Origin of the sequence: Ruegeria arenilitoris (assembly GCF_013032445.1) — a bacterium.
GTDB lineage: Bacteria > Pseudomonadota > Alphaproteobacteria > Rhodobacterales > Rhodobacteraceae > Ruegeria > Ruegeria arenilitoris_F.
On record NZ_WQCA01000004.1, the window covers coordinates 304428 to 319665 of the forward strand.

Annotated in this window: 13 protein-coding genes; 2 read left to right on the forward strand and 11 right to left on the reverse strand. The window is 56.8% G+C overall.

Going from position 1 to position 15238, the window contains the following annotated elements:
- Positions 1–29 precede the first annotated feature (29 nt).
- The 9 genes from GOW98_RS07670 to GOW98_RS07710 form a co-directional block, all read right to left on the reverse strand.
- The gene (locus GOW98_RS07670) at positions 30–1031 is read right to left on the reverse strand and encodes a sterol desaturase family protein (RefSeq protein WP_170330619.1); all 1002 of its coding nucleotides are present in this window, start codon (positions 1029–1031) and stop codon (positions 30–32) included.
- A gap of 62 nt (positions 1032–1093) precedes the next feature.
- A complete protein-coding gene (locus GOW98_RS07675) occupies positions 1094–2494 on the reverse strand; it encodes a DUF4856 domain-containing protein (RefSeq protein WP_170330621.1) in 1401 nt (466 codons plus the stop codon).
- Positions 2495–2822: 328 nt separating this feature from the next.
- Positions 2823–3329 carry a hypothetical protein gene (locus GOW98_RS07680; RefSeq protein ID WP_254437934.1) on the reverse strand — a complete coding sequence of 169 codons (507 nt, stop codon included), beginning with the start codon at positions 3327–3329 and terminating at the stop codon, positions 2823–2825.
- Entirely contained in the window at positions 3326–3547 is a 222-nt protein-coding gene (locus GOW98_RS07685) for a hypothetical protein (RefSeq protein ID WP_217359447.1), read from the reverse strand. Before GOW98_RS07685 ends, GOW98_RS07680 begins: the two co-directional genes overlap by 4 nt.
- A gap of 169 nt (positions 3548–3716) precedes the next feature.
- Positions 3717–4385: a PAQR family membrane homeostasis protein TrhA gene (trhA, locus tag GOW98_RS07690; RefSeq protein WP_170330632.1), complete on the reverse strand. Its 669-nt coding sequence runs from the start codon at positions 4383–4385 to the stop codon at positions 3717–3719.
- Positions 4386–4477: 92 nt separating this feature from the next.
- Complete coding sequence (locus GOW98_RS07695) at positions 4478–6808, reverse strand: fatty acid cis/trans isomerase (protein ID WP_254437935.1); 2331 nt, start codon at positions 6806–6808, stop codon at positions 4478–4480.
- A gap of 102 nt (positions 6809–6910) precedes the next feature.
- Positions 6911–7990 (reverse strand): PLP-dependent cysteine synthase family protein, encoded by a 1080-nt coding sequence (locus GOW98_RS07700; protein WP_170330634.1) that lies wholly within the window; start codon positions 7988–7990, stop codon positions 6911–6913.
- A gap of 78 nt (positions 7991–8068) precedes the next feature.
- Positions 8069–10129: an FAD-binding oxidoreductase gene (locus GOW98_RS07705; RefSeq protein WP_170330636.1), complete on the reverse strand. Its 2061-nt coding sequence runs from the start codon at positions 10127–10129 to the stop codon at positions 8069–8071.
- A 66-nt stretch (positions 10130–10195) separates the two neighbouring features.
- On the reverse strand, positions 10196–10819 hold the full coding sequence (locus GOW98_RS07710; protein ID WP_170330639.1) for a glutathione S-transferase family protein: 624 nt from the start codon (positions 10817–10819) through the stop codon (positions 10196–10198).
- 126 nt (positions 10820–10945) lie between these two features.
- On the opposite strand from GOW98_RS07710, the gene GOW98_RS07715 reads away from it, so the two are divergent.
- Together GOW98_RS07715 and GOW98_RS07720 are read left to right on the forward strand one after the other, a co-directional pair.
- Positions 10946–11833: a LysR family transcriptional regulator gene (locus GOW98_RS07715; protein ID WP_170330641.1), complete on the forward strand. Its 888-nt coding sequence runs from the start codon at positions 10946–10948 to the stop codon at positions 11831–11833.
- A 116-nt stretch (positions 11834–11949) separates the two neighbouring features.
- Positions 11950–12618: a cupin domain-containing protein gene (locus GOW98_RS07720; protein WP_170330643.1), complete on the forward strand. Its 669-nt coding sequence runs from the start codon at positions 11950–11952 to the stop codon at positions 12616–12618.
- Between the two features lie 36 nt (positions 12619–12654).
- On the opposite strand, the gene GOW98_RS07725 is transcribed toward GOW98_RS07720, so the two are convergent.
- Together GOW98_RS07725 and GOW98_RS07730 are read right to left on the reverse strand one after the other, a co-directional pair.
- The gene (locus GOW98_RS07725) at positions 12655–14172 is read right to left on the reverse strand and encodes an ABC transporter permease (protein ID WP_170330645.1); all 1518 of its coding nucleotides are present in this window, start codon (positions 14170–14172) and stop codon (positions 12655–12657) included.
- Positions 14173–14183: 11 nt separating this feature from the next.
- The gene (locus GOW98_RS07730; RefSeq protein ID WP_170330647.1) at positions 14184–15233 is read right to left on the reverse strand and encodes a quaternary amine ABC transporter ATP-binding protein; all 1050 of its coding nucleotides are present in this window, start codon (positions 15231–15233) and stop codon (positions 14184–14186) included.
- Between the last annotated feature and the right edge of the window lie 5 nt (positions 15234–15238).

The following is a 15238-nucleotide window of genomic DNA, read 5'->3' on the forward strand; positions in this document are numbered from 1 at the left end:
GTCAGATAAAACAGCAGGTCAGCAGCTACTTACGCTACGGGGTCGCGCTCATTCCGTGACTGGCCCTCTATCCGGGCACGCAACTTTCCAACCCGTCGACGCAGGACGTTTGCGATATCCCGAAAGGGGCGGAAGTAAATGTCGATCAGGTTTGATGCGTGAGCCTCGGTGGGCTTCAATCCGAAGGTCAGCTTATTCTCACGCTCTGACAGGTGCAGCGACCCGAACAGCCAATCCCAGACCGCGAACGCGACGCCAAAGTTCTTATCGTGATGTTCCCGCGCAATCGAATGATGCACCTGGTGCTGCGCCGGAGAGATCAGGATATGCTCCAGCCAATGCCAATACCGGATCGAGATATGCGAATGCCGCAGGTTTGAGCCAGTAACGTGGAAGACAAAAGACATCACATTGACGCCCAGAACGGTGTACAGATCGACCGCACTGCCGAAGAAGAACAAAAACACCGCCATCACGGTGCCCTGCGCAACCGCGCCGCGCATTCCGTAAAGAATGCCCTCAAGCGGGTGCGTGCGGTAGACCGTTATCGGTGTCATCGTTTCGGCCGAATGATGAGTTTTGTGGATTGCCCACAGAATTGGCCAGCGGTGCATCCAACGATGCAGAAGGTATTTTGTGAAATCATCGACGATAAAAATTGTGACAGTGAAAAGCGCCACGATCACGCTTTTCGGTGTGTCGTCGAACAGACCGCGTTGCAGAAAACTCACGTCATGCAACGCGTAGTACAACGCCGTTGCGATCGCCAGTTGTGACACCAGCAATGGTGAAATGAACAAGGTGAAGACGCGGTTGATCACAAAAATCTTGTAGTCCGCCTTGGCCGACGGCGAGAACAGGATCTTGCGGTCAAACACCTCACGCAAGGCCGCACGGATCGAGGACCGGCGCACCGCCACCAGCCAAACAAGTGCTATTAGGATTGTAAGAAACAGATACCCAACGAAGGTACGCTTCTTGGGGTTTGAAAAATCAGCAAAGACCGAGCCTATTTGATCGAGAAATTCCAAGGGGTCTCTTTCCGCTGAAAACCCGGCAACCCTAAGGCCGCCGGGTCAGGATCAAAAGACCCTTAGTCGTTCTCTGCCGAAGCATTTTCGCCCAGCTTTTCCGCCAGCGCGGCCAGATCAGCAGTTGCGTCATTGGCGCGGCTTTCGATGCCGAATTTCTCGATCAGCAACTGCTGAACTTTCAGCATGTTGACCTGATACTCATCCAGCGTCATGTCGCGGCCACGAACAAAGTTGCCGTCGGCATCAATGTCCGACACCATTTTGCCATCAGGCATCGCCGGGCCAAAACCGATCAACCAGTTCAGATCAATTGCGGTGGCACCCAGATTGTTCTTGCCCGATTGCAGCGCCATCGAGAAGCCTTTCAGCTCACCCCAATGCTTGGCATAGTCACGCAGCGCCTTGTCGGCATCTTCGCCGGACTTGATCTTGTCGATGTCTTTGTAGACTGAACCGGCATATTTGAACGTGGCTTCAGCCAGCGTCTTTTCCCAGTTGGTCTCGATGATGTCAGCGTAGTTCTTCAGTTCAGCACGCTGCGCGTCCGTCAGCGCCTCGCCATTGGCCGAAGCGATCAGGGCACGGCCATCGCGGAACGCATTGAAGATGGTCGCCATGTACTGGGTGTTCTTGCTGCCACCTTTGTCAGCGCCAGCGGCATAGTAGGCCGGACCAAAGACCATCTCGGTTTTCAGGTCGATCACGCCGTCACCGCTGGCGTCCGCTGCAGCCATGTCTTTCTGCTTGGATACGCCATAGTTCTGCTCCGGCGACAGAGTCACAGAATGTGCTGCGGCACCGAAGTAGCCGAAGGCCTCATCCCAGGAATGCTCCTTGCCTGTGTAATGCGCGCCCTCGGAGTAAGGCTTGTCGTTGGGTTTGTTGTCGGCTTCCAGCTTTTCGTCGAGGTAGTTGTCGACCGCTTGGTTATAAGCCATCGCGCCCAGCGTGAATTTCGAGATCAGCTGACCCCAATCCATGCCGTTCACCGGGTCATAGCCTTGCTCAGATGCCGCCGCCAATTTGATCATCTGCAGCGCAACGTCGACGCCCGACTGGTTGCCCGGCCATGCGGGCATTGCACCGTTGTAGAACTTGCCCGAGATGTTCTTGCCCTTGGAGATTTCATTCACTGTCGATTGCATGACCGGGAAGCCGTCCTTGCTTGCAGGCGCAATGATTTCCAGGTCTTCTTCGGACCCGTTGAAATAGGCCAGCATCAGCGCTTCGACGTCGGCCGCGTTATTGCCGCCGTCACCTTTGGCCGCCGCTTTCTTCAGGCTGTCATGCAGCACGTGACGCGCGATCTGACCAGTGTATGAAACCGAATTAGTCTTGTCGCCTTCATAGCCTTTCAAAGTGACCGGGAAAGGTCCATAGGCCTGATCGGCCATGGCGGCACTGCTGATCATGGCCGCAGCAACAAGCGCCGAAGTGAGTCTGAGTGTGGGTTTGAGCATGGGAATCCTCGATCTGTCCGACTCTTTTTATCAGGAATTTAATTTCTGAGCCTTTTAGTCGATTAACACCGGGTCAAGTCAACCCCCAAATCATTCAATTCTTGATCCTTGGGCCAGAGCACTACTATCAGGGCCCACGATAAAATTTATCTAGCTCAGGGGCACAGCTGTCCCGGATACAACTCAAAAGCCCGTTGTGCAGATCGGCACAAACACACAAGAAGACGGAAATGTGCTCCTTGGCGGTCTTCCCAGAGATAATCTCCCCAACACCGAATGAACGGAAATCAACAAGCAACTTCGGTCCGCACGTCATTAGTATGGCGGCTTATCCCACAACGCGTAATTTGACCCCACATCGCGCACGTATCGCCGGGGACGCTCCTGCGGGGAAACGGTTGGCGAAGGTCAGGCCCGAGCGAATTACATCCGGGTCAAGGCGTCCTTGGGTCAGTTCCTCAACCGCTTCACGTGCAGCCGGGGTGTCATCACGGCGCATGAAATGCAGCGCGCTCAGCAAGCTGGCCTCATCCTCGGTCACCAAATCTCGGCTGTGTTCACATAGGGGGTCGATGTGATCAAAGCCATCTTCACGGCAACGAACCACATATTTCAGGAACCGCGCCAGCAAATGCGCGGCCGGCAATCCGATATTGTCACCCCAACGTTCGGCGGCAATGGAATACGCCAGATGCCAGGCCTGGGTCTCGGGACAGCGCAACGCATCAAGGTGATGGCGGGCAACCGCCAGAACACCGATCTCGAACGTGTCGAACGAATAACTGTCGATCACCTGCATTCCGCCATGCGGCACGGAGCGATACGGCGCGCTCATGCCGAAATCCTCTGCTTTTGCGGCTGAGGGGCCTTCAACTTGACAACATTCTTGGGCAATTCGTTCTGCAATTGAGCTTCTTGCGGTGTCGGTGATGCCGCATGGGCTGGAAAGCGAAGATCCTTCTCAATTGCGGCGCGCAGCGCGGGTTTCAGCCCACACCCGTGGGTCCGTGCCAGATCATCTGCCGCCAGAAGCGTGTTCATGATTGTTTTCATTGTCAGTCATCCCGGTGCACGTGCCCGATTTCGCCGTTAAGTGCGCTTGTTTTCGGGGCATTAAGCTGTAAGCGGCCGGGCGTGATTCCATCGGATCTGACTAAGCCGGGCGCTATATGACAAAATTACTCAGGTATTGCAACACGCACCATCATCCCGAAACTCAGCCTCAGGCAACCGGATGAGCCCCAAACAGAATTCGGAAAGAGATTGCGATGAAAAACAGCACGCTCCCGGCCAAAACAAACACGTGCCAGATCGTGTTGTGAAAGGGCAGTCTGTCCAGAAGATAGAAAGCAACCCCGACGGTGTAGGCGACACCGCCAGCGATCATCAGCCAGACAACAACCGTTGAAAGCTCGGACAGCATCGTTGGCCCGGCCCAGACAACAGCCCACCCCATCATCAGATACAGAGCAAGCCCGAACCATCGAAAGCGACTGGGATCAATCAACTTCAGCGCAGAGCCCAGCGTTGCCGACGACCACAAGCCAATCAAAAGGCCTGGCCCCTGCCCAGCCGAAAGCAAAAGGAACGGCGTATAGGTCCCGGCGATTTTCACATAGATGCCCGAGTGATCGAGACGGCGCAGCAGGTCGGTCCACCTGTCGTTTTCTATCATGTTGTAAAGTGCAGAAAACGTCAGCATCAGCACCAGCGTGAAGCCATAGATCGAAACACCCAGAACAACCTCGGGCTCGGGCCGGTGAAATACGGTGATTGCAATCAACACGGGAACAGCAACAAGAGCTGCGGTGACACCTAGAATATGCACAACTCCGTCGCTTACACGCTCGGCTCGGGTGTAGGCCGGTCGGATATCTGCGAAGGACCACATAGGCTTAACTTAAGCGCCAAACGGCTTTGGAACAAGTTAGCGGCGCTCGCGTGCGGTCAAGGGTTCGTGCTTAAACGCTAGGAAACATGGCCCTAATCGGGGTCATCGGTGGGCTTTGGATCCTTGTATCTGTTAAGATCCAAAATACCGGCCTGCGTCGGCTCCTGCTCTAGAAAGAGATCATAAATCCGGTCGCTCAACGCCCAGAAATCTGGGCTGGTTCGGCGCACGCCGAACTCTTCCACAACAGCCATGTGGTCACTTTGCGACTGAATGGATTTTAACGCAGGTATGAAACTCTCCAACTGGTCCTGCCGGACGTGGAAATAGAAATTCGGGTAACTGCCAATCAGGCCCGGAAGAATGGTTAGGACATCTTCCTCGGGTTTGCGGCGCGCCTTTTCATCGAACAGGAAAGCCACGTTGTAATGCGCCTTGTCCCGCGCAAGCGTAAATAACGCTATCTCTTCATCGTTTTGTTCAATCACAAGAATGGACAGATCGGGCAGATATTTGACCCAATCTCCGACTTGACCGGCCAGATCGCGCAGGGCTTCTTCGGGCTGGCCCGAGGCACAACCCCCCGCATCGCATCTATTGATCGCATCTGTGACAGGCCACAACCCGTTGCCGCGTTCCAGCAATCTCAGGAAGAATTCCTTCTTTGGTTGATCTGTTTCATAGGTAACTCCGGTGGGGAAACTGTCATCAACGCGACGCTGGTGCCAATAGGTATGCAGCTCTGCCAGAACACCCTGATACCAGGAACGGTGCATCTGTGGGCGGACATCAAGCGGCATGAAAGCCAGAAAAGTATCCTCGCTCTCCATCCGCAACTCGTCCATGTAAAGACGTGTGGCCAGTTGATGTTCGACCCGTCCAAACACATCGTAACCTGCTACGAGGTCATAATAGATGCGCTCGAAAATCGGGAAGTCGATGACCCAGGCGGTTTCTGGGATTCCGCCGTGAAACCCTGTCATGGCCGAGGCATTGTCGAAATGCCGGAACACCGTGATCAGAGCATTTGTATTGGCCCCATCACCATCCCAGATCGAGCTATAGTCAAACCCGGATTGATACACCGGAGCGGCCCGGTATCGCGCATCCCTGAACTCAAGATACTCGATCTGTTTTTTGTGCGAGAACCCCTGCAATGTGCCCAAAACACCAGCGTTGGCTTCTGTCACGGGCAAATCCAAAAACGCGGCGCCCTCCTCCAGAAAGCTTGGGTCAGTGATCGACAAATCCGCATCCGGATCGAGGAAACTGACCCAGAAACGGTCCTCGATCACGTCAACTGCAGTCTCACCGTGGCAAACGGGGCCGCGGATAAAACTACGGACAAAAAACAGCGCATCATCCAGCAGGAACTGATACCGACTTCGTGCGGGTATCTGCATGAAGGTACTGAACGGGTTGCCGCCTTCAGCGTCTCCGTAGGGCGGCAATTCGGACAAGGTCCAATCGGCACCGAGGAACAATTGCCGGTACCGATCCATACGATCCGGACCAAGCGTATAGACCAGATGCTCTTTGTGAACGATCGTTTCCGTGATCTGCTGCAACCGGTAATAAAACAGGTCTGCGCCCGGATCCTCGAATGGTCTTCGGGTCGCGACTATGTCGATTTCTTCGCCCGGCGGAGTGGTTGAGCGTACGATCTGGAAGAACCGCCGAGGGTCATCGCCCTGAAAGTGCAGCCGGGCCAGAAAGAGGTGTTCGTATAGGTAGCGGCTCATTAACTGACTGCGAAGATTGTCCGCATTCAGAAACGCCTCCCAGTTCGTGATTTGGGCTTTGACCCCATCTGGTAAATCGGTCGTCGCCGAGGGCAGTTCGGCACCGTTGCGGGCCCAAACCTTAAGCACCTGAAACTCTGCCTCCGCAAGAGGTGCTGTACCATAAGGCATACCTGCAAGCGGATGTGCCTTGCTGAATGCATCAAATTCATCGGCCTTGGGACAAACCAAAGGGCGATCGATCGCAAGGCCAAGCTCAGATGGAAGGGTGGCATTGTCTGGCATGGGGTTCTGGCGGCCCAACTCAAGATATCGTTCGAGCAATCCAGCATTCTGCCCGCCAACAACCGAATGGAACCCCAGCGCCCGCCACTCCGGAACAGTCTGCGCGTCGATGCCCAACCGGGTGGGTTGGGCATCGGTCAAACGCTCGGTATGGTAAACGGCTTCTTTGCTGGCCCCTCGCAAGACACCCGCCGATGACGTCAGTTTCAACTGGCAAGGTGCGTCGTAGCAGCTGTGGCAAACCACACAGCGGTGGTCCAAAATCGCTTTGACGTCCGCGCTGGCCTGATCTTGCATCAGGGAGGTGCCCGTTTCCTGCGCAAGCATTTCGACCGGGTAAGCGCAGAGCAAAGACATCAGCGCAGCAGCCCTTAGCAACAGTCGAACTTTTTGCATCAGCCTCCCCCTGTCCGATCTTGGACTACATCCCCCGTAACCCGCCAATATCATTGCAGTTACGGGGGCGCTTAGGCAAGAAGGGCGCAGCACGACATAGCGTCAGCCGATGTGGTACCCTGGAGTCGAGCGCGAGATTTCGGATTCCTCATCCGTCATGTCCACCGAGATGTCACCAAACAACGGTGTGCTCAGGTACCGCTCGCCCGTGTCGGGCAACATACACAGGACCGACGCGCCAGGTTCTGCCTGCTCGGCGATTTCCATAGCTACGGCAAAGGTCGCACCGCCAGAGATTCCTGTCAGAATACCTTCCTGGCTGGCCAGTTTTTGTGCCCATTCGACACCCGTCGGGCCGGGCACAGGTATCAGTTGGTCAAAGTAGCCGTTATCGATGGATTCCTGCAGAACCGCAGGAATAAAATCCGGCGTCCAACCCTGAATCACATGCGGCTCGAACGCCGGATGGCTGGAGATAGGATCGTCATCCTCTCCCCTCTCGGTCGCGATACCGCTGCCCACCAATTGCGCATTTTCCGGCTCAGACAGAATGATCTTTGTTTCCGGCCACTCGGCACGCAGAACACGCGAGACGCCGGTGACCGTTCCGCCAGTCCCATACCCCGTCACGAAGTAATCCAGCCGTTCGCCGTTGAAGTCGCCCAGAATCTCCCGGGCGGTTGTTGCAGCGTGGATCTCGGCATTGGCTTGTGTTTCAAACTGTCGCGCCAGAAACCAACCGTGCTTTTCGGCCAGTTCGGCGGCTTTGCGATACATGCCAAAGCCTTTCTCCGCCTTGGGGGTCAGAACGACTTTTGCACCCAACATTCGCATCAACTGTCGACGTTCGGTCGAAAAACTCTCGGCCATTGTGACCACCAAAGGATACCCTTTTTGCGCACAGACCATGGCCAGACCGATGCCAGTATTGCCACTGGTCGCTTCGACAACGGTTTGTCCGGGTTTCAACGCCCCACTTCGCTCGGCTGCCTCGATGATGTTCACGGCAAGGCGATCCTTGACCGACCCGGCCGGGTTGAAGGCCTCGAACTTCACGAAAAGATTGATGCCATCCGGCCCAAGATTGTTGATGCGGATTGTGGGCGTGTTGCCGATCGTGTCCAGCACGCTGTCAAAGGTACGGCCATTGCCCGAGGTGGTTCTGAGTTTTGGGTCGGTCATTGGAAATCCTCACATGATCGCAATTGCATTCCGATCTTTTGTAACCGGAGCCTTAGCCAAAGTCCCGAGTCCTTTGCGCTAAAGATCCAACACAACCTCATCTGTCCCTTCGGCAGGTACAGCACAACAGATAAGAACTTCATCCTCGGAGTGGTCCGCCGCAGGTTCAGAACGGTAGACAACCTTGCCAGCGATCTTGCGGGTCAAACAGCTGCCGCACGAGCCCGTGCGACAGGAAAAGGACGGGGTCAGGCCTTGGGCCTCTGCCGTCTCCAACAGGGTTGGCCCCCCTTTTTCCCATCGTGCTGTACGCCCGCTGGTTTCAAAACTGATCTGAGAAACGTCGGCCTCAGGCTTTATCGGGACTGATGCGTCACCGCCGTCAGAACGTCGTTTCAGTGCGGCAGGGCCAAAGCTTTCGGCGAATATCCGGTCGTCTCTTGCGCCGAGGTCGCGTAGCATATCGTAGACGGACTGCGTGAAATTCGGCGGGCCGCACAGGAAGAAATCATAATCATCGAATGGCAGAGCCTCGCGGATCAGGTCGAGTGTGATGTGTCCTTCAACATCAAAGTCGACACCCGCTCGCGCACCCCTTTCAGGCTGCGAAATAGCCGAAACGTAACGGACTGCACCATCACTCGCGGTCTCTGCCCGACGCAAATCCAGGTGAAAGGCGCGCTTTGCCACGGTCTGCGCGGCATGGAACACGGTCAATCTGCGCGTATGCCGCGTACGCACGCCTTCGTTCAACACGTGGCGGACCATCGATATCATCGGTGTGATGCCAACTCCTCCGGCGAACAGAACGGCGGGGCGGGTCTCTGCCGGATTCAGGAAGAACTGACCTTTGGGCGCTTTAACCTCGACCAGGTCGCCGACTGAGAGCGTGTCATGCAAGTGGTTCGAGACCGCACCACCCGGCTCACGTTTGACCGATATCGTGTAGCCGACATCCCCCGGCGCAGAAGAAACCGTGTAGGTTCGGGTCACAGGTGTCGTACCTTCGGGCTGAACACGAAGTGTCAGGAACTGTCCCGCTTCAAAAGGTAAAAGGGGTAACTCTTCCGCAGGCTCGAAGGTAAAGGACCGTATCACCTCGCTTTCATCCCTGACCGAAGCAACCCTGAGGGATCGCCATTGACGGCGCTGCATTTCGGCTTTTTGGCGGGCTTCTACTGCCTGCCAATTGTCGGCCATGAGGCTGTTGGGTGAGAATTCCTGAAACGCGGCCCGGAATGGCAAAGCATCATAGATGCGAAGTCCATGAGATAATTCAAACCGCCAGCCACGTTCGGCCCCGTAAAAAGCAGCGATATCGGGATGGTCTTCCCCCAAAACCTCAACTGTTCCGGTCAACATCAACAGGTCCCCAGTCTGGTAGTCGGGAAACAGTAGACCTGCCCGCGGGTTCACAAGAAAGTTGCCAAGCGTGTTGAAAAAGTTGTTTCCGGAAAAGTCCGGCACCAGCAAACTGTTGCCTTCGACCTTGACGAACCCAGAGCGCCCACCGCGATGCGACACGTCTACGCCTTCGTGTTCAGAAGTATTGACGGAACTTGCCACGTAGAACGAGTTGGTCGTTGAAATCATTTCACGGGCCCGCGCGTCCAGCGTGGAAAACCGATCACTGCGGGGGTGAGTAACATCGGCCCCAGGTTCCCGAGCAAAACTCACATCATGGGTCTGGATGTATTGCGGACAGTTTCCAAAGGACTGCACCACATCCAACGAAAAACCATCATCATTGACATGGCGCACGGTCGCATTCATTCGATTACGGCGACGCGTGGACAGTTCGACCCCGACAACACCGATCGGTGCACCGGTTTGCAATGCAGCGCTCAGCGGGTCGTCCTCCAAGGGTCGGATCGCGACGTCCAGCCGCCGGTCATTGGGCGAACTGACAAATCCCGGCCTGCCCGATACCATCGACGCCCAGGGCCACCCATCGGTATCGACGCTGCCCAGGACAATGAAAGGCAGCTTGCCAAAGAACTCCCGATGCTGATCCGGCATGTAGGGGCGGATAAAGTCCCGACCCATCTTCTCGACCTTTTCGCGTTTCCCCACGCGCGACTGCATGGCTCGTTCGCCTGCGTGAAAGGGTGATCTATCGACGGTTACAGGAACATTCATGGCAGACCTCACTTGTCGGCGAGCGGGGGGCCGGTTGCACCGAAGCGCAACCGGGCAGGTTCAGGGTCAGGCGGTGTGCAGACCAGCCGCCGTGCTAGGCATCGGAACAAAGCCGTCCAACGCCTCGATATTGGTCAGCAGGCGACGGACATTCGCATAGGGTTCCAGTGAAACGCCGCCCTCGGGCGCGTGCGCGGTGTAGCTGTAGATCGCGACGTCGGCGATAGAGGGCGCGTCACCGACCAACCAGTCGCGCCCCTCAAGATGTGCGTCCAGCTTGCCCAGAACCTTGGCGGCGGTGGCATGGGTGAAGTCGACATCCAGCGGAGCATTGAACACGGTGATCAACCGCGCGGCGGCGGGACCAAAGGCAATCTCACCCGCGGCGAGGGTCAGGAATTTCTGCACCTCGGCCTCAAGCACCGGATCGGTCGGCAGGTAGGACGGCGCGTATTTCCGGGCCAGATAAACGAGGATGGCGTTGCTGTCGCTGACAACCACGTCACCATCTTCCAGCACCGGCACTTGGCCTGCGGGGTTCAGCGCCAGAAAGGCCTCCGTCTTGTGTTCACCCCCGGCCAAATCAACATCGATGACATCGTGATTGATACCGGCAAGGTTGGCGAACAGAACCGCACGGTGGGCATGACCGGACAGCGGGAAACTGTGAATTCGTATAGCGTTGGACATCTGATAGCTCTTTCTCTGACTGAAAGGGTTTGGCTGAGGATCAGCATCTGAGCACCAGACTTAGTTGGAATTCCATTTGGCGATAATATATCAACTTGTAGAATTACTATGAACATGGTGTAGATAATGGATACTGTTCAAGGCATGAAGGCTTTCGCGGCCGTGGCAGCGCATTCTTCGTTCACCGAAGGGGCGCGGCAGGTTGGCATCAGCACCAAGCTGGCCAGTAAATATGTCGGTCAGCTCGAGGATCGCCTGAACGCGCAACTGTTCAATCGCACCACCCGCAGCGTCACCCTGACCGATACCGGGCGGGCATATTACGAACGTTGCCTGCCCCTGCTGGAACAGTTCGATGAGCTTGAGGGCCTGGTCCAGCAGCGGCAAACCGAACTGGCAGGCCGTATCCGGATCACCGCGCCAACCGGGTTTGGATCTGCGGAACTGATCCACCTGCTGAAACCGTTTCAGACCAAACATCCCAAGGTCTCGATCGAGCTTCACCTGTCAGATCACCACGTCCCCATGGTCGAGGAAGGCTATGATCTGGCCATTCGCTTCGGCGTCCTGAAAGACTCGAACCTCGTGGCGCGCAAGCTCATGGACATGCGGATCGTGTGCTGTGTCTCGCCGGACTATCTGGCGGAATTCGGAGCACCGAAAGACCCCGCGGCGTTGGCCTCTCATAACTGCCTGCTACAGACCACCGGCAACACCTCTGATCATTGGACCTTCAAGGGACCGGACGGCGCGTATTCGGTTCCGATGTCCGGCAATTTCCGGGCCAACTCGCCGCGTGCTGTGGCCCACATGGCCGCAGACGGGTTGGGGATCGGACGCATTCCCCTGTACACCGCGCAGCCGTTTCTGGATGCAGGACAGTTGCGATTGATTTTTGAGGCGCAGGAGGCGGAATCCGTCGGCCTCTATGCCGCCTACCCGCAGAACCGCCACCTGACCGCTCGGATACGAGCGTTGATTGACTTTCTGGCGGCGCAACTGCGCGAGACCTGACATTCTGTCTTTGCGCCAAGGTGGAAATCCTCGAACGTCCGCCCCATCTTCAGGAATGGCGTGCAAAAAGCGGCACGCGCCGATCACGACCCCATACGTCGAAAGGAACCCGCCTCATGGAACTCAACTCGGATTTTTCTTCCCGCGTCGTCGTTCACTCTGACCAGCTGGAATGGCAAGCATCGCCCATGAAAGGCGTGGACCGGCGCATGTTGGACAGGATCGGAGGCGAGGTTGCGCGTGCCACCACCATTGTCCGTTACGCACCGGGCAGCAAGTTCTCTGCTCATACCCATACCGGTGGTGAGGAATTCATCGTGCTTGACGGCGTATTTCAGGACGAGCACGGCGATTTTCCGGCCGGGACCTATGTGCGAAACCCGCCGACATCGCAGCATACGCCGGGATCGGAACCCGGCTGCACCATCTTCGTCAAGCTATGGCAGTTCGACATGGATGACCGTACCCAGTTCCGCAAAACCATGTCAGATGAACTGTCCGCGCCGGTAAACGGCGTCGCTACCGCGATCCTGCACGAAGACGCCCGCGAAGTTGTGACCTATAGCCATCTGGACGCAGGCGCGACCCTGTCATCAAACGCAACCGGCGGGATCGAGGTACTGATCATCGACGGCTCGATCACCACCGAACAAGATGTTTTGAACACAAACGACTGGCTGCGTTTGCCTGAGGGCCAGACCCTGTCGGCCGCCGCAGGCCCCGACGGCGCCAAGGTCTGGATGAAAACCGGGCATCTTCCCTACGCCCGGGCGCCGAAGGTCTAGTTTGCGCCCGTTGTGGTCGCGCCTCTGAGTAAAGCCCTATTTCTTGCCAGCAACGATCCGATCCAGGATCAGCGCACAGAACAGGATCGCCAAACCAGCCAGAATGCCCTGCCCTGCCGCCGCGTATTGCAACGCTTCCAGCACGTCTTCGCCCAGCCCCTTGGCCCCGATCAGCGAAGCGACTACGACCATCGCCAGCGACATCAGAATGGTCTGGTTCACCCCCGCCATGATGGTTTTATGCGCTAGCGGCAAATCCACGCGCCACAACAGGTATCGGGGCGTGGCGCCAAAGGCCAACGCAGCCTCGCGTACGGTTTCCGGCACCTGTTGCAGGCCCAAAACGGTGAACCGGATGACCGGAGGGCTGCCGAATATCATCGTCGCAACCACGCCCGCCGGTTTACCTGATCCGATGAAGGCCACCACCGGAATCAGATAGACGAAGGACGGCATCGACTGCATAAAGTCCAGAATGGGCCGCACTATTGCAAAGGCTCGCGGACGGCGGGCGCAGTAAATCCCCAGCGGAATACCCAGCGTGATCGAGATCAGCGCCGCAGCCCCCAGCAAGGCGATTGTGGTCATCGCCTTTTCCCAGAAATCCAGCAGGCCCAGATAGGCCAGCGCCGCGCCGGTGAAGATCGCTACGCGCGCGCCAGCAGACAGGTAAGCCAGCATGATAATCACCAATGCCACAACCGGCCAGGGTGTATCGACCAGAACCACCTCGATCCAGTCCAGCAGCGTACGCATCCCATAAGTCAGCCCATCGAAGAAGCCACGACCGGCAGTTTTGGTCCATTCGAACACCGCCTGGACGCCATCACCCACGTTCAAACGCCAGTCGCGGTTGGTCGGGAAGGTTTTCAGTACCGCCAACGCATCAGGCTGCGCAAACTTGATCATTGAAAGGATCACCACAACACCCGTCAGCACCGAGGCGACGACAAGGCGGGTCATCGACCATCCATTTGCAACGCTCGTGTTCGAGCGCCAGCGCGCGAACTGTCCTTCCAATGTCCAGTTGGCAAGCGAAGCGGCCAGAAACTTGACTGCAAGCAGCAAAGCGATCCCAATAGCCAGATATGTCAAACCGGTTGAATCGGCACTCTTGGCAGCGTCCTGCGCCCCTGCCAGTGCGCCTTCCAACGACTCTGCTGCACGTTTAAGAGAATCCAGTGACGCCGCACCAGACTGTTCCGCCGCCGCGATCTGCTGCCGACGCAACTCCAGCGTCTGTTCGATCTGCTCGGCGCGTTCGCGGAACTCGCGCCCAAGATCGCCGAACAGGCCCAGCCCTATCTGGATATAAGCCAGTGTTTCAAGCACCAGGAACCCCAGAAACCACGACCACAGTCCGCGCGCGCCAAACCAGATTGGCCCCAATACGGCGGCAGCCTTGTTCAAAGTAAAGCGATAGCCCGGCGCTTGCATCATGTAGGCAAAGGTCTTTTGGTAGTAGGCCTGACCCTGCCCCACGAATTCTCCGATCAAACCATCCAGCCGATCTGCGGTTTCGGGTTTTATCTGGTTTACGTCTACATGTTTCATGTTCGCCCTCTTCACGCCTGACTGTCCTGAATAGCGCGGATCAGACCGGCCCTGTTGATCACGCCCACTGTCTTGCCATCCTGTGTGACCGCAACGACGCCGTGACCGTCCACGCAGAGGTTCATCAGATCGGACAGATCCATATCCGGGTGCGCCTCTTTTGCGTCATCGGGGACTTCGCCGTGATGCGCCTCGAATTCATCCACCGGCTTCATCACCGCATGGGCGAAGATCATGTTAAGTTTGGAAATACCGGCAACAAAATCAGCGACATAATCATCGGCGGGATTCAGAATGATCTCTTCCGGAGTACCGATCTGCACGATGCGCCCGTCCTTCATGATCGCAATCCGATGGCCGATACGGATTGCCTCATCCAAGTCATGAGTAATGAACATCGTGGTCTTGTTCAGCTTGTGACTCAGGTCCATGAACTGATCCTGCAACTGTTTGCGGATCAGCGGATCAAGGGCCGAGAACGGCTCGTCCATCAGCAGGATTTCAGGGTCAGCGGCGATGGCGCGGGCAAGGCCCACGCGCTGTTGCATCCCGCCCGACAGCTCATGTGCGTACTTATCTTCCCAGCCGTTCAGTTCCACCAGTTCCAGAACCCGATCAGCCTCTTCCCAACGTCGGGCTTTGCCGGTTCCGCGTATTTCCAGCGGCATCGCAACATTGTCGCGGACAGTGCGGTGGGGCATCAGACCGAAATTCTGAAACACCATGGCGACGCGGCGGTTACGCAGGTCACGCAGGCCCTCGTCATTCAGGCCCATCACATCATCGCCGTCCAGATAGATATGGCCGTCCGTCGGCTCCAACAGGCGATTCACATGACGTACGAGGGTTGATTTGCCCGAGCCCGACAGGCCCATGACGCAGAACAGCTCACCCCGTTCAATCTCGAAACTGGCATCGGCCACACCGACAACGCAGTTGAACCGGTCCAGCACTTCGGCCTTGCTCAACCCCTCACTGTGTATGGCGTTCAAAGCCTCCTGCGAGCGCGCGCCGAATACTTTCCACACGCCTTTTGCGTCAATTGCGATATCCGCTGTCATACTGG

Bases quoted from the DNA above. Each gene is read 5' to 3' on its own strand.
- GOW98_RS07720 (WP_170330643.1), top strand. From the start codon at position 11,950: ATGGAACTCAACTCGGATTTTTCTTCCCGCGTCGTCGTTCACTCTGAC.
- GOW98_RS07705 (WP_170330636.1), bottom strand. From the start codon at position 10,129: ATGAATGTTCCTGTAACCGTCGATAGATCACCCTTTCACGCAGGCGAA.
- GOW98_RS07700 (WP_170330634.1), bottom strand. From the start codon at position 7,990: ATGACCGACCCAAAACTCAGAACCACCTCGGGCAATGGCCGTACCTTT.
- GOW98_RS07675 (WP_170330621.1), bottom strand. From the start codon at position 2,494: ATGCTCAAACCCACACTCAGACTCACTTCGGCGCTTGTTGCTGCGGCC.
- GOW98_RS07680 (WP_254437934.1), bottom strand. From the start codon at position 3,329: ATGAGCGCGCCGTATCGCTCCGTGCCGCATGGCGGAATGCAGGTGATC.
- GOW98_RS07725 (WP_170330645.1), bottom strand. From the start codon at position 14,172: ATGAAACATGTAGACGTAAACCAGATAAAACCCGAAACCGCAGATCGG.
- GOW98_RS07710 (WP_170330639.1), bottom strand. From the start codon at position 10,819: ATGTCCAACGCTATACGAATTCACAGTTTCCCGCTGTCCGGTCATGCC.
- GOW98_RS07730 (WP_170330647.1), bottom strand. From the start codon at position 15,233: ATGACAGCGGATATCGCAATTGACGCAAAAGGCGTGTGGAAAGTATTC.
- GOW98_RS07715 (WP_170330641.1), top strand. From the start codon at position 10,946: ATGGATACTGTTCAAGGCATGAAGGCTTTCGCGGCCGTGGCAGCGCAT.
- GOW98_RS07685 (WP_217359447.1), bottom strand. From the start codon at position 3,547: ATGAAAACAATCATGAACACGCTTCTGGCGGCAGATGATCTGGCACGG.
- GOW98_RS07695 (WP_254437935.1), bottom strand. From the start codon at position 6,808: ATGCAAAAAGTTCGACTGTTGCTAAGGGCTGCTGCGCTGATGTCTTTG.
- trhA (WP_170330632.1), bottom strand. From the start codon at position 4,385: ATGTGGTCCTTCGCAGATATCCGACCGGCCTACACCCGAGCCGAGCGT.